General features: G+C 62.9%; 13 protein-coding genes. 3 read left to right on the forward strand and 10 right to left on the reverse strand.

Translation table 11 applies throughout. The annotated features are described in order from the left end of the window. Nucleotides 1–27 precede the first annotated feature (27 nt). From N8H74_RS10985 to N8H74_RS11010, 6 genes are read right to left on the reverse strand one after another with little or no spacing between them, the layout of a single operon-like run. Nucleotides 28–1,359, reverse strand: a complete 1,332-nt coding sequence (locus tag N8H74_RS10985; RefSeq protein ID WP_262147510.1) for a DUF58 domain-containing protein — start codon at nt 1,357–1,359, stop codon at nt 28–30. Then, nucleotides 1,356–2,357: a MoxR family ATPase gene (locus N8H74_RS10990; RefSeq protein ID WP_262147512.1), complete on the reverse strand. Its 1,002-nt coding sequence runs from the start codon at nt 2,355–2,357 to the stop codon at nt 1,356–1,358. The genes N8H74_RS10985 and N8H74_RS10990 overlap by 4 nt, the downstream gene beginning before the upstream one ends. Next, nucleotides 2,354–3,517: a DUF4350 domain-containing protein gene (locus N8H74_RS10995; protein ID WP_262147514.1), complete on the reverse strand. Its 1,164-nt coding sequence runs from the start codon at nt 3,515–3,517 to the stop codon at nt 2,354–2,356. Before N8H74_RS10995 ends, N8H74_RS10990 begins: the two co-directional genes overlap by 4 nt. Continuing rightward, nucleotides 3,514–5,064 carry a DUF4129 domain-containing protein gene (locus tag N8H74_RS11000; RefSeq protein ID WP_262147516.1) on the reverse strand — a complete coding sequence of 517 codons (1,551 nt, stop codon included), beginning with the start codon at nt 5,062–5,064 and terminating at the stop codon, nt 3,514–3,516. The genes N8H74_RS10995 and N8H74_RS11000 overlap by 4 nt, the downstream gene beginning before the upstream one ends. Further along, nucleotides 5,051–6,028, reverse strand: coding sequence for a stage II sporulation protein M (locus tag N8H74_RS11005; RefSeq protein WP_262147518.1), 978 nt, complete (start codon nt 6,026–6,028; stop codon nt 5,051–5,053). Before N8H74_RS11005 ends, N8H74_RS11000 begins: the two co-directional genes overlap by 14 nt. Then, the gene (locus N8H74_RS11010) at nt 6,025–6,750 is read right to left on the reverse strand and encodes an RDD family protein (RefSeq protein ID WP_262147520.1); all 726 of its coding nucleotides are present in this window, start codon (nt 6,748–6,750) and stop codon (nt 6,025–6,027) included. The genes N8H74_RS11005 and N8H74_RS11010 overlap by 4 nt, the downstream gene beginning before the upstream one ends. A gap of 181 nt (nt 6,751–6,931) precedes the next feature. Here N8H74_RS11010 and sbcB point away from each other — a divergent pair, with 181 nt between their 5' ends. Further along, nucleotides 6,932–8,362 carry an exodeoxyribonuclease I gene (gene sbcB / locus N8H74_RS11015; protein ID WP_262147522.1) on the forward strand — a complete coding sequence of 477 codons (1,431 nt, stop codon included), beginning with the start codon at nt 6,932–6,934 and terminating at the stop codon, nt 8,360–8,362. Nucleotides 8,363–8,462: 100 nt separating this feature from the next. Here sbcB and mvaT read toward each other — a convergent pair whose 3' ends face one another. Continuing rightward, nucleotides 8,463–8,840 carry a histone-like nucleoid-structuring protein MvaT gene (mvaT, locus tag N8H74_RS11020; RefSeq protein WP_217832814.1) on the reverse strand — a complete coding sequence of 126 codons (378 nt, stop codon included), beginning with the start codon at nt 8,838–8,840 and terminating at the stop codon, nt 8,463–8,465. A 349-nt stretch (nt 8,841–9,189) separates the two neighbouring features. Here mvaT and purU point away from each other — a divergent pair, with 349 nt between their 5' ends. Next, a complete protein-coding gene (purU, locus tag N8H74_RS11025; protein WP_217832815.1) occupies nt 9,190–10,038 on the forward strand; it encodes a formyltetrahydrofolate deformylase in 849 nt (282 codons plus the stop codon). 87 nt (nt 10,039–10,125) lie between these two features. Then, nucleotides 10,126–10,332, forward strand: coding sequence for a hypothetical protein (locus N8H74_RS11030; RefSeq protein ID WP_262147524.1), 207 nt, complete (start codon nt 10,126–10,128; stop codon nt 10,330–10,332). On the opposite strand, the gene N8H74_RS11035 is transcribed toward N8H74_RS11030, so the two are convergent. From N8H74_RS11035 to N8H74_RS11045, 3 genes are read right to left on the reverse strand one after another with little or no spacing between them, the layout of a single operon-like run. Next, nucleotides 10,301–11,296 (reverse strand): lysylphosphatidylglycerol synthase transmembrane domain-containing protein, encoded by a 996-nt coding sequence (locus N8H74_RS11035; protein WP_262147526.1) that lies wholly within the window; start codon nt 11,294–11,296, stop codon nt 10,301–10,303. The two genes, N8H74_RS11030 and N8H74_RS11035, sit on opposite strands and share 32 nt — an antisense overlap. Further along, nucleotides 11,293–12,069 carry a DUF2334 domain-containing protein gene (locus N8H74_RS11040; RefSeq protein ID WP_262147528.1) on the reverse strand — a complete coding sequence of 259 codons (777 nt, stop codon included), beginning with the start codon at nt 12,067–12,069 and terminating at the stop codon, nt 11,293–11,295. The genes N8H74_RS11035 and N8H74_RS11040 overlap by 4 nt, the downstream gene beginning before the upstream one ends. Continuing rightward, nucleotides 12,062–13,153: a glycosyltransferase family 1 protein gene (locus tag N8H74_RS11045; protein WP_262147718.1), complete on the reverse strand. Its 1,092-nt coding sequence runs from the start codon at nt 13,151–13,153 to the stop codon at nt 12,062–12,064. The genes N8H74_RS11040 and N8H74_RS11045 overlap by 8 nt, the downstream gene beginning before the upstream one ends. Nucleotides 13,154–13,297: the final 144 nt, after the last annotated feature.

A 13,297-nucleotide genomic window follows, 5' to 3' on the forward strand; every position in this document is an offset into this window, starting at 1 on the left:
CAGCACGGTTTAAGGCTCAGTCATCCCTTACGACAATCCGGCCCGCTTCATTTCCAGGTATCGGGTGACCAGTGCGGCCCCCATCTCAGAGGGGCGGATGTCTAACACTGCCACTCCATGAGCGTCCAGCCGCTCATGGAGTTCTGCCCGTGCATTCAAATAGTCCACCGCCCCGCAATAGGCCAGTGCCTCGCTCAGTGTCTGCACCGGTGAGTGCCGCACGCCATCGAGCATGTCTTCGCGCAGGCTCGCAACCAACACGCGATGGTGCTGGTTCAGGCGATTGACGGCGGACAGCAGTTCCTCATCGTCTTCGTCGCGCAGATTGGTGACCAGCACCACCAGTGCCCGACGTTGCTGTCGGGCCAGCAGTTGATTCACCGCCGCCGGGTAGTCGGCGGGGTGGCGGGTGCTGGCGAGGTCGTAGACGCTGTTGAGCAGCACACTGAGTTGCCCGCTGCCCTTGACCGGAGCCACGTAGCGTCGCTGATCAGCGGCAAAGGTACTCAGGCCCACCGCGTCGCCCTGCCGCAACGCCACGTAACTGAGCAGCAGACAGGCATTCAACGCATGATCGAAGTGCGACAGCTCGCCATCCTGGCTGCGCATCTGCCGGCCGCAATCGAGCATGAAGATGATCTGTTGGTCGCGCTCGTCCTGGTACTCGCGGGCAATCGGCGTGCGGTGGCGGGCGGTGGCTTTCCAGTCGATCTGGCGCAGGCTGTCGCCCTCACGGAAATCCCGCAGTTGGTGGAATTCCATGCCCTGGCCGCGTCGTTGACGCTGGCGCACGCCGAGCTGGTTGAGCCAGTTGTCCACCGCCAGCAGTTCGCCGCCGTACAGGCGGGCGAAGTCCGGGTAGACGCGGGTGTGATCGGTCACGTTGAGCAGGCGTTTGCCGGACCACAGCCTCAGGGGGCTCGGCAGGTTGACTTCGCAGTGTTCAAAGCTGAAATGCCCGCGCTGCAACGGGCGCAGGCGATAGCCGATCTGGCTGGATCGGCCCGGTTGCAACTCGACGCTCAACGGCAGATTTTCGACGCTCAGCCCTTGGGGGACGTGGTCGAAAATCCCGGTATGCAACGGCTGCTCGAAGTCATGTTCGACCTCCAGCCGCACTTCACTCCAGCGCCCGAGCGCCAGGCTGCCGGGCATCTGCCGGCGTACTCGGGGCGCAGGCAGATTGTTGAGGCGCACGGCATCAAGGGTCGCCAGTAACAACAGCGCCAGCAGCAGTCCCCAGTTGATCGAGGACAGGGTTGCCGGCACGTCGAAGTCCAGCGCCCGCAACGCGCCCAGCACGATGCCGATGGCGAGCAGGGCGGCGAGCCAGTTCAGCAACAGGCGCGAGGGTTTCACAGACGCGGCGCCGGTACTTGGTCGAGCAACTGCTGAAGCACTTGATCGACTTGCAGGCCTTCGATGTCCAGTTCGGGGGCGATCCGCACGCGATGGCGCAGCACCGCGAGGGCACAGCCCTTGATGTCGTCCGGAATCACGAACTCGCCGCCGCGCAGCAAGGCTCGCGCCCGGGCGCAGCGCACCAGGGCAATCGAGGCGCGCGGCCCGGCGCCGAGGGTCAGGCCCGGCCAGGTACGGGTGCTGCGCGCCAGGCGCACGGCGTAATCAAGGACCTGATCGTCCAGCGGCAGGTCACTGGCGATGCGTTGCAGGGCCTGTACGTCCTTGGCTTGCAGCAGCGTGCGCAGCGGCTGGACGTCGAGCATGTCGGCGCGGGTCGAACGGCTGACCTGACGCACCATGTCCAGCTCCTGATCGGCGTCCGGGTAGTCGATGCGCACCTTGAGCATGAAACGGTCGAGTTCGGCTTCGGGCAGCGGGTAGGTGCCTTCCTGTTCGATCGGGTTCTGGGTGGCGAGCACCATGAACGGCTGGGCGATCGGCAGCGCGCGGCCTTCGAGGGTGACCTGGCGCTCCTGCATCGCTTCGAGCAGCGCGGCCTGGGTTTTCGCCGGGGCGCGGTTGATCTCGTCGGCCAGCAACAGGTTGGTGAACAGCGGCCCCTTGCGCAGCTTGAACTGCTCGGTCTGCAAGTCGTAGACCGCGTGGCCGGTGACGTCGCTGGGCATCAGGTCCGGGGTGAACTGGATACGCGCGAACTCGCCGCCGAAGCAACGTGCCAGCGCCCGCACCAGCAGCGTCTTGCCAAGCCCCGGCACGCCTTCGAGCAATACGTGCCCGCCGGCGATCAGCGCGGTCAGCACGTCATCGATCACCGGGTTCTGGCCGATCAGGACCTTTTGCAGCTCCAGGCGTACGGCCTGGGCCAGTTGAATGGCGCGCTGGCGTTGCTGGGCGGCATGAGTGGCGCTGCCGGGCTCGTTCTGTTCGCTCATAAGGCATTCCTCAAGGTTTGCAGGTGCGCGACCTGGCGACTGAATTCAGCGCTGGACAAGCGCTGCTTCGACACCGGGCTCAGGGCCTGACTGATGGCGCGGGTCGGTTGCCGGGTCAGGCGCGATAGCGCCAGCCATTGTTCGGCAACGTTCAATTGGTCGAAACCGGGGTGGCGGCGCCGGGCGCGGCGCAGCACGTCTTGCTGCAAGGCGTGCAGCAAGGTGTGCTGGCCGTTGTGGCGCAGGATGAAATCGGCACTGGCGCGCAGGTGCTCCAGCAACTGTCGACGCCCGGCGGGTGCCGGCAACTGAACCGGGCCATGGCGCACCCCGACGTGCCAGAACCCCAGCCCGACCAGCGCCAGCAACGCGATGATCGCCTGCGGGAAATAGCGCCAGAGCAGGGTCCACAGCCCCTCGTGTTCAGTGTTGAACAGCAGGGTCACGGCGGTATCGGCGCTCAAGTACCAGAGCAGCCAGGCATTGTCGTGCTTGGCGATGGCGGCGGTTTTCCACAGGTCGGCATCGGTGACCACGGTGATCGTGCCGACGCCGTAGGCCAGTTGCATCATGTGCGTGGCCTTGCCGCTGTTGGCCCAGGCCTGGGCCAGGTTCTTCGGGTCTTCGAGATGGAACGCGGTGTCGAAACCGGCATAGGCCGGCGCATCTTCGTCTTCCAGATACAGTTTGGTCAGGTTCGGGTAGGGATCGTCGGTGGGATCGGCCGGCGGATCCTTGAGATCCTGGCTGAGCATCTGATGCAGTTGCACGCGGTCGAGCAGCAGGTCGTTGCTTTGCCCGGCCTTTTCGTCCCACAACGACTCGGCGACGAACACCAGGCGCCCGCCGGCCCGTGCCCAGTTCAACACTTGATCGACCTGGCGCGGCGTCATCTTCGAACGGTCGCCGAACAGCAACAGGGTGTGCTGGCGCGGGTCGATGCCTGGCAGTACGGACAGGCCTTCGGCGTGACTGACGGTGATGCCCCGTTCGCGCAGGAACATCTCGGCGGCCAGATAGGGATTGGCTTGCGCGGTGGGCGAGGGGCCATGATCGACCACCGCCTGATAGGGCCTGGCCTTGCTATACAGATAAACGCTGACGCCGCCCAGCAGCAGGACGACCAGGGCAACCGCCAGCCAGATCGCGCGCCGGTTCAAGGGTTACCTCCGGGGCCGAACAGGACGCGCCAGCCATTGCACAGTTCCTGTTGCAGGTGCGCCGCCGGGACCCGATGCCCGTAGGCCATGTTTTGCCAATGCACGGTGAGTTGGCGGCTGTAGGCCAGCAAGTCGGGGCGCTGCAGGTGCTCGATGCGCGCCAGTACCTGGTTTTCGGTGTCAGCGGGTTTCAGGGTCAGATCGAAATCGTGCAGCAGATGGCTGAGCAATGCCCGGTAGAGCAAGCCGAGGGCCGCGCGGGGCTGGGTCTGCCAGAGCTGTTCGGCGCTGGCGGCGATGTCATCGGGCAAGGTTTCCCGGCTCAGGTCGAGGCCAAAGGCGTGTTGCGGCACGGGGCGTCGGGTTCGGCTCGGCAACCGGGGCCGGCGACTGACGAAGGCTTGCAGAAACTCGCGATAGCGCCACACCAGCCAGCCGAGCAGGGCAATCACCGCCCCCCACAGCAGCACTTCGATCAGGTTGGCCAAGGCGTTGAGCTGCTGGCCGTCGAGCCAGTCGAGCAGGGTCTTGAGCCACTGCGGGGCTTCTCCCTCCTTTTCGGGGCGGGCAGGGGCGGCGGGATCCTCGCCAAAGCGGTAGCGGGTGACGGTTTCCTTGTTCTTGAAGGGTGGCTGCTCGAGCAATGCCTTGATGCTGTCGCGGGACGCCTCGCTGGTGAGCGGCTGGTTCAACAGACGCGGTGCATCCGGGCCGCTGGCGGGCTCGTCGGCCCAGGCCGGCGACGGCAGGCCTGGCAGCAACAGGCAGGCTGCGAGCAGCAGCACCGGGACGGCGCCATTGAGGCGTTGGCGCAGGCGACGGAACACCAGTTCGATGTCCCAGGCTTCCAGTTCGGTGCGCCGGTTCAGGTAGAGACTGAAACCGCACGCCACGTAAACCGGCTCCCACACCACCAGCACCAGTGCGTAGAAAGCATTGGTCAGGTGCTCCAGCCACCGCCAGTCGTGGCCGCTGGCGAGGATCAGGCTCTGCCAGTCCCAATCGGTTTCGACCTGTTGCGGCAGGAGCATGTAGAACAGCACCATCAGGCCGATCCATAACGCCGTTTCCAGATGCGCACCGATCACGGTCAGCCAGCGCGGGGCACCGGAATGGCGTTGCAATAACACCTGCAAGCGCTGCTGGCGCTCGGTGCCGTCGAGGCCTTCGAGTTGCACCACCGGCAGCAGGAAACTGCGACTCAGGCTCAGGCGCCGCCACGTCAGACTCGCCAGCAACTGCGGTTTGAGCAAGCGCGGCCATTGGCGCAATGCCTGTTTGAGCGTGGGGGTTTCCCCGAACAAGGCCTTGGACAGGATGTACAGCGGCAGGCGTTCATAAGCCGGTTTCAACCACCAGAAAATCAACAGGGCCAGCGACGGTGAGTCCCACAGCAAAAGGCTCAACAGCGCGAACAGCGGCAGGGTGACGATCGCCCAACTGCTCATCAGCAGGCGCCGGTGTTGCTGGCTCATGAGCACGCCCAGGTCCATGGCTTCCCAGGTCGTGCGCGGGCGGATCACCACGGTGGCGTCACTCAGGCGCATGGCGGATCCTTCCGGCGAACAGCAGATAAGTCGCCACGGCCACCCACAGCGCGGCGCCGACCAGATACTTGGTGAGCGGCGTGACGGCGGTGCGCGACGACCAGTAGGCCTCGATGAACGCCGCAATCAGCAGAAACAGCATGACCCCGCACACCAGCAAGACGCTTTGCCGGGCGGCTTGCCTGAGGGCTTCGCCGCGCGTCAGGCGACCGGGGGCGATCAAGGCCCAGCCCAGTTTCAGTCCCGCCGCGCCGGCCAGGGCGATGGCCGTGAGTTCGAACGCGCCATGGCCGATCACGAATGACCAGAACGTCTGGCCGTAGCCGATTTCCGTCAGGTGGCCGGCCACCGCACCGATCATCAGGCCGTTGTAGAAAAGGAAGAACGCACTGCCCAGACCCGCCAGCAAACCGCTGGCGAAGGTCTGAAAGGCGATGCCAATGTTGTGCATGATGTAGTAGCCGAACATCACCCAGTCTTCGCTGGCCGCGCGTTCGGCCGAGCGCCCGAGGTGACCGGCGACCGGATCGTACATGCCCTGCATTTCGCGCACCTGATCGGCGGGAATCAAGTTGTAGACCAGTTCCGGAAAGACGTATACCAGCACGCCGAAACCAACCAGGCTGCCGAAGAACAGCAGCGCGGCAACCAGGACGAAACGCCATTCCTGGCGCACCAGCCGGGGGAAACCGGCGAGGATGAAACCCAGCAGATTGGCGCCGAGCCGGCTGCGATGGCGATACAGCTGCTGGTGGCCGCGCAGCACCTGCTGTTGCAGCGAATCGATCAGAAAACTGCTGTAGCCACGTTCCTGCGCCAGCGCCAGGTGGTGGCAGAGACGCCGATAGGCCTTGGGGAAAGCGGCGACTTGCGAGGTGTCCTTGCCGCGCTCGAGGCGCTCCAGCGCCAGCGCGAAACGCTCCCATTCGGCCTTGTGGCGGTTTTCGAAAAGGCTCTGTTTCATGTCGGCCCCAACAGGCCACGGGCGATGCCGTTGAGTTCGCCCACGGCTTTCGGTGCGCTGATGTGCAACGGCTGGGCGAGCAGGGCCGCCAGTTCATTGACCCGCGCCGGCGACAGTTCAGCCTGGCGTTCGGCGAAACCGAGCAGGGCGCGTTGTTCGCTCAGGGTCAGGGGAATCGGTGAGCGGCGCGGTTCTGCCTCGGGCAGTTGCGGCCGGGTCAGGGGGCGCTCGATGTGGATGACCAGGGTGCCGGCGGCAAGGTCGCCCAGGCGCTTGAAGGTCGGGTGTTGCAGACAACTGATTGCGCCGAGGAAGTAGCCGAACGGCATCAGGTCGACAAAGCGCAGCAGGTTGCGCAACAGCGAGGCCGACCAGCCGACTGGCGTACCGTCGTCATGCACCACCCGCAGGCCCATCCATTGCTTGCCCGGCGACTGGCCCTGGCGCAGCACCTCGAACAGCACCATGTACCACCAGCTCACCGCGAACAGCAGCAGCGAACCCAGGCCCATGCCGAGCTTGCCAAGAAAGGCCAGCACAATGAACAGCGCGCCGGTGATCACGGCGCGCAGGCCCAGGTCGATCGAGAAGGCCACGGCCCGCACCATCAGCCCGGCCGGACGCAAGGGCAGGTCGATGCCTTCCGGCGTTTCGACCTGATGCCGCGTGTCCAGCGGCGGAATCAGCGGTGCTTTCCCTGGCGGTGCTGTGTGCTCGAGCATGGGCTACCTGACGTTCGCCTGTTCTGGATGCAGTGGGGGCCGATGCTAGCAGCCTCTCGGGGGAAAACGACATAACTATGTATTGCACAGCATGTGGCGAAAGCTGCTCGAATGACACGGCGCTGGCCGCCACGGCGGTCGAGCGCCTAGACTTTGCCGATCTTCAGTTCAGGAACCGCCCGTGACTTCCATCTTCTGGTACGACTACGAAACCACCGGGATCAATCCCCGCTGTGACCGCCCGTTGCAGGTGGCCGGGATTCGCACCGACCATGAACTCAACGAGATCGATGAGCCGGTCAACCTCTATTGCCAGCCCAGCGAAGACATCCTGCCGCATCCGGCCGCGTGCGTGATCACCGGTATCACCCCCGGTCGTCTGGCCGAGCAGGGGTTGAGCGAAGCCGACTTCATGACCCGGATCCACGCGCAACTGGCCGCGCCCGGCACCTGTGGCGCGGGTTACAACACGCTGCGCTTCGACGACGAGATGACCCGCTACAGCCTGTACCGGAATTTTTTCGACCCGTACGCCCGGGAATGGCAGGGCGGCAACAGCCGCTGGGATTTGATCGATGTGGTGCGCGCCGCCTACGCCTTGCGCCCCGACGGCCTGGTGTGGCCGACCGATGACGAGGGCCGGGTGACGCTCAAGCTCGAACGCCTGACCGCCGCCAACGGCCTCGATCATGGTCATGCCCACGAAGCATTGTCCGACGTGCGCGCCACCATCGCCCTGGCCCGGCTGATCCGCGAGAAGCAGCCGAAACTGTATGACTGGCTGTTTCAACTGCGCAGCAAGCAGAAGGTCATGGATCAGGTTCGTCTGTTGCAGCCGATAGTGCACATCTCCGGGCGCTTCTCGGCGGCGCGGCATTACGTGGGCGTGGTGCTGCCGCTGGCCTGGCATCCGCGCAACCGCAATGCACTGATTGTCTGCGACCTGCACCTGGACCCGCAGAGCCTGCTCGACCTCGACGCCGAAACCTTGCGCCAGCGCCTGTACACCCGTCGCGAGGCTTTGGCCGAAGGTGAATTGCCGGTGCCGCTCAAACTGATTCACGTCAACCGCTGCCCGGTGGTGGCGCCGTTGTCGGTATTGCGCGCGGACGATCAACAGCGTCTCGGGCTGGACATGGCGCTTTATCAGGCCCGCGCATTGCGGCTAAGTGACGCACAACATATCTGGAAAGATAAAGTCGCGACGATTTATGCCAGCGAGGATTTCACCCCGAGTGAAGATCCGGAACAGCAGTTGTACGACGGATTTATCGGTGACCGGGATCGTCGTCTATGTGAGCAAGTGAGGGCGGCCGATCCTGCGCAATTAAGCCGAGAGCAATGGCCTTTCGATGACGAACGTTTGCCGGAATTACTCTTTCGATATCGAGCACGTAACTTTCCCGAAACGTTGAGTTCCGAGGAGCGAGAACGCTGGACGATCTTTTGCCGGCAACGCTTGTGCGAAGCGCAAATGGGGGCTCCTAATACCCTCGAATCTTTTGCACAGGCCGCAGAAGAATGGGCGCTTAGTGCCACGCCGACGCAGAATGAGGTGCTTGATGAATGGCGTAACTATGTCGAGGCATTACGCAAACGTTTGTATCTTTGAAATCGAACATGCCCGTCGACGAAATGACGGGCATAAAAAAACGCCAGCGAATGCTGGCGTTTTATTTTCGTCGCGGATCGCTCTGCGACGGGGTTGCGGCTTAGCCCAGCAGGGTCGACCAGCCTTCAACCACGTCACCGCCCCACTTGGCTTTCCACTCTTTCAGAGTCTTGTGGTTGCCACCTTTGGTTTCGATGACTTCACCGTTGTGCGGGTTTTTGTATTGCTTAACTTTGCGAGCACGTTTGGTGCCGGTAGTTTTTACTGCGCCAGTGCGTGGAGCCTTGGCTGCGCCTTGTGGATCCAACAGTGCGATGATGTCGCGCAGGGACTTGGAATATTCGCCCATCAGAGCGCGCAGTTTGCTTTCGAATTGCAGCTCGGTTTGCAGTTTGTCGTCTTCCGACAGGTTTTTCAGACGGGCTTGCAGCTCTTTGATGGCCTCTTCGGTGGCGCGATATTCGTTGATCAAGGACATGATTACTACCTTATGTAAAGTGCTGAATGGCAGGGGACAGTGGCGCAATAATAGTCAGGCTGTTTCATCAAGTAAACATTTAACCGGGGTTTTTATTTGAATTAGTTACGAAGAGAAGGCCCGAGTTGAATATTCAGTTAAATATTGTGATGCAGTCTTCAGGGTCATTCACAACGACTTGTTTAATCGTCATCTGTGGTGCGCCGGTATTCTGGCGTTAATCGCTGTCAAAAAAACTTCAACGTGGCCCGGACGAGGACTGGCGCAGCGGCCGTGGTCATCAATACTGCAGTTTTCCTGCGCAGTCGCTAGAATGGCGGCCTTTGCGAAGTTCTGGAGTTTCCCCCTCATGCGCACCTTTCGGCTGGTGATTTCTTGCCCGGACCGCGTTGGCATTGTTGCCAAAGTCAGTAATTTCCTGGCATCCCACAACGGCTGGATCACCGAAGCGAGCCACCACTCGGACAATCAGATCGGCTGGTTCTTCATGCGTCACGAAATTCGTGCCGATTCGTTGCCTTTCGGTATTGAAGTCTTGCGCGAGAAGTTCGCGCCGATTGCCGAAGAGTTCTCGATGGACTGGCGTATCACCGACACCGAGCAGAAAAAGCGCGTGGTGTTGATGGCCAGTCGTGAGTCCCATTGCCTGGCCGACCTGCTGCACCGCTGGCACAGCGACGAACTGGATTGCGAAATCTCCTGCGTGATTTCCAACCACGACGACCTGCGCAGCATGGTCGAGTGGCATGGCATTCCTTATTACCACGTCCCGGTCAATCCGCAGGACAAGGAACCGGCGTTCGCCGAAGTGTCGCGTCTGGTCAAGCAGCACGACGCCGAAGTGGTGGTGCTGGCGCGCTACATGCAGATCCTGCCGCCGGCGCTGTGCCGCGAATACGCACACAAGGTCATCAACATTCACCACAGCTTCCTGCCGTCGTTCGTCGGTGCCAAGCCGTATCACCAGGCATCGTTGCGTGGCGTGAAACTGATCGGCGCGACCTGCCACTACGTGACCGAAGAGCTGGATGCCGGCCCGATCATCGAGCAGGACGTGGTGCGTGTCAGTCACAGCGACAGCATCGAAGACATGGTGCGTTTCGGCCGTGACGTCGAGAAAATGGTGCTGGCCCGTGGCCTGCGCTATCACCTCGAAGACCGCGTGCTGGTCCACGGCAACAAGACCGTGGTGTTCTGATCGAAGCCGTTCACGGTTGAAAAAGACAGGGCCTGGGCGTTCAATCGCTCCAGGCCCTTTCTTTTATTCAGCCTCGAGGTAATACCCATGACCGATCCACTGGACAAAGCCACCTCCAGGGCACCTGCCACGTTGGGTGAGGGGTGCCTGAGCCGCTATGACCCGCAAGACATGGACGAGGAGGACGGAACCGAGTTTCCCGGCGCCGCCGAGTTGTGGGAGAAAGTGAAACCGGAGCCTGACGAACATTCCGCGTCGTCGATCACGCCTGACGAGCTCTCATCAGCTTCTTGAGCAGCGGCCGTCCCAGCATCAACAGAAACACCGGCCCGCCCACCAGCAGATAGAAGTAATAGGTCACCACCCGCCAGATCAGAATCGCCGCTGCGGCGGTGGATTTCCCCACCATGGGCGCCAGCAGCGCCGCCGAGGTCAGTTCCGCCGCACCCGCGCCGCCCGGCAACAGACTGAATTGCCCGGCCCCCAGCGACAGCATCTGGATCAGGAAACTCCACGCCCATTGCAAGTCCGCCCCCAGCCCGCGCAATGCCAGATACAGCACGCTGTAACGCAACAGCCAATGCACGCACGTCAACGCGAAGACCTTGATCAGCGTTTGCCAGGGCAGTTTCAGGGTGTCGGTGAATGCCGCGAGAAAATGCAGAAGCTTGCGTGCCCAGCGTCGACGGGTACTGCCCTTGACGTTGATGCTCGCCAGCAATCGTCCGCTCAGGCGAATCAGCGCGCGGTGATAACGCGCCAGCAGCACACAACTGAACAGCCCACCGAACAGCGACACGGCGCTGACCATCAGCAGCCATTCGAGGCGATCGCTCAAGTGCTGGAACAGCGCGTAGATCAGGATCCCGCTCAGGGCGCAGAGGAAAAACAGCAGATCGCTCAATTGATCCATGGCGAACACCGCGCTGCCACGGGCCGGGCGCACACCGCTGCGGGCCAGCAGGGCCATGATCGTCAGTGGCCCGCCGCTGCCGCCCGGCGTGGCGCAGTAAGCGAATTCGGCGGCCATCACTACGCCGAGGCTTTTCAGCGGCGTGACCCGCTCGCGTTGATCGCCGAGCAGCAGCCGCAGGCGCAGCGTGTTGATGCCCCAGCACAGCAGGATCATGCCGAACATCAGCAGCAGCCAATGCAGCGGAAAACTTTGCAAGCGCGCCCAGGTTTCGCCGCCGCCCAGCAGGATCGGGATCAGCACCGCCGCGATCAGGCCGATCAATAAAAGAATGCCGCGACTCATGCGGCGTATCCGGGATGATTGTGCTGTTGCGTCAGCCAGTCGATCTTGGTCATTGGCACGCGGCCTTCATTCAGTAAACGTTCGACGGTGTGCAGCCAGTAGTCGCGGGAAAAACGGTGGCGCATATCCACCGGATGCACGCCCAGGCGAATCACCGGGGTGTGGCGCCAGCGCTGCTCACGTTGCTCGCAGACCAGTTTAGACAAGCCGCGACGCCATGCACTGCGCGCGCTCCAGACCAGACCAGGGGCGTTGATGGCGGTGAAGTCCGGCAGGCGATAAAGATGTTGCGGGTCGCTGGTGTAGCTCAAGGGCAATTCGCGCAAGGCCTGGCGCGTGCCTTCGCTCATCAGCCATGCCGGCGCGACGAAACCGTGCAGCGGCCAGTCGTAACGCTGAAACATCTCGATGCCGGCACGCAGACGGGCGAGGGCAGTCTCGCGGGACAACTGATAAAACTCGCCTTCATGGGTGTAGACACGGCGCATCAACCAGTGCTTTGGCGTGCTTGGTCGGGGTTCCTGATCGTCATGAAAATAGCCGTGCAGTACCAGTTCATCGCCACGCGCCGCGCGCTCGCTCAGTCGCTGGCGAAATGTTGGATCGGTGTCCAGTGCATTGCGCCGATGGAAGTCCGGGACCACTAGCCAGGTCAGTGGCACGCCGCCCAGTGCATCGATGGCTTCGACAAAGGGTTGGTAATCGGCCCATGTGCATGGCGCGACGTCGTGCAGCACCAGCAACAGCGCCGGGGGACTGGTCGGTTCAACCATTGGCCACCCGGGGCAGCGAATGGCCGAGGACGGCGTGGTAATGCCCGAGCAGGCTGTCGACTACGGTGTCCCAGGCGTAATGCCGTTCGACATGTTGCCGCGCAAGGCGACCGAGAATCGCCGGATTGCGACTGAACAGCTCACGCACGGCGTTGGCCATCAACTGCGGATTGTTCGGCGCGCAGAGCAGGCCGCAAGGTTCGCTGACGATCTCCTCGAACGCGCCGGCCGCCACTGCCACCACTGGAATGCCGCAGGCCATCGCTTCGAGGATCACCAGGCCGAAGGTTTCCTGATCACCGGCATGCACCAGCGCATCGGCACTGGCCATCAACCGCGCCACTTGCGGCGCCGGGCAGAAACCATCGATGACGCTGACGTTGTCCGGGACGGCGGCGGGCATCGACGAACCGACCAGCAACAAGTGGTAGCGCGGGCCGAGGCGTTGCATGCACTTGAGCAGCACCGGCAGGTTTTTCTCCTTGGCGCCGCGCCCGGCGAAGATCAGCAGGCGTGCGTCTTCGGCAATCCCCAGTGCGGCGCGCAGGCCCTGATCGCGGGCGTCAGGATGGAACGTGCGCAGATCCACGCCCAGCGGCTGGACGAACACATTGCGCACCCCCAAGCTGCGGAGTTTGTCGGCCATCACCTGACTGGGCGCCAACACCCGGTCGAAGTTGCCATAGAGCTTGCTGACGTAGGCCTCGACATTCGGCGTGACCCAGTGGCCCACGCGGTTGCCCGCCAGCAGCGGCAGATCCGAGTGATAGAAACCGATGACCGGCACATCCAGTTGTCGCCGCGCGTCGAGCGCGGCCCAGGCGGTCAGGTACGGGTCGCCGACTTCGATCAGGTCCGGTTGCAAGTCTTGCAGAACATTGCGCCAGGGCGCCAGGCGCAGCGGGAAACGGTAACCCTTGCCGAACGGCAGGGCGGGGGCCGGCACCGTATAAACGCCATCCTGTTCACTCAGGTGCGCACCGGGGATCAGCAGGCTGTGGCGAATCCCCGAACGATGGCCCAGCCGCCGGTGCTTGGCATCCAGATACGTGCGCACGCCGCCGCTGGCCGGGGCGTAAAACATGGTGATGTCGGCGATATGCACGGTGAACGTCCCTCCGCGTTGATCTCCCTTGGTTGACCTTTATCAAGGATAGATGTTCGGTCGGGATTTCGGCGCTGGCAGGTCCGGGGCAGCCCCTCACCCTGGCCCTCTCTCTGGGAAGAG

Origin of the sequence: Pseudomonas sp. B2M1-30 (assembly GCF_025447575.1) — a bacterium.
In the GTDB taxonomy this organism is placed as follows: domain Bacteria; phylum Pseudomonadota; class Gammaproteobacteria; order Pseudomonadales; family Pseudomonadaceae; genus Aquipseudomonas; species Aquipseudomonas botevensis.

Excerpts from the sequence above, each read along its gene's own strand:
- N8H74_RS10990 (WP_262147512.1), bottom strand. The coding sequence starts at position 2,357 with ATGAGCGAACAGAACGAGCCCGGCAGCGCCACTCATGCCGCCCAGCAA.
- N8H74_RS11000 (WP_262147516.1), bottom strand. The coding sequence starts at position 5,064 with ATGCGCCTGAGTGACGCCACCGTGGTGATCCGCCCGCGCACGACCTGG.
- N8H74_RS11005 (WP_262147518.1), bottom strand. The coding sequence starts at position 6,028 with ATGAAACAGAGCCTTTTCGAAAACCGCCACAAGGCCGAATGGGAGCGT.
- N8H74_RS11010 (WP_262147520.1), bottom strand. The coding sequence starts at position 6,750 with ATGCTCGAGCACACAGCACCGCCAGGGAAAGCACCGCTGATTCCGCCG.
- mvaT (WP_217832814.1), bottom strand. The coding sequence starts at position 8,840 with ATGTCCTTGATCAACGAATATCGCGCCACCGAAGAGGCCATCAAAGAG.
- purU (WP_217832815.1), top strand. The coding sequence starts at position 9,190 with ATGCGCACCTTTCGGCTGGTGATTTCTTGCCCGGACCGCGTTGGCATT.
- N8H74_RS11030 (WP_262147524.1), top strand. The coding sequence starts at position 10,126 with ATGACCGATCCACTGGACAAAGCCACCTCCAGGGCACCTGCCACGTTG.
- N8H74_RS11035 (WP_262147526.1), bottom strand. The coding sequence starts at position 11,296 with ATGAGTCGCGGCATTCTTTTATTGATCGGCCTGATCGCGGCGGTGCTG.
- N8H74_RS11040 (WP_262147528.1), bottom strand. The coding sequence starts at position 12,069 with ATGGTTGAACCGACCAGTCCCCCGGCGCTGTTGCTGGTGCTGCACGAC.
- N8H74_RS11045 (WP_262147718.1), bottom strand. The coding sequence starts at position 13,153 with ATGTTTTACGCCCCGGCCAGCGGCGGCGTGCGCACGTATCTGGATGCC.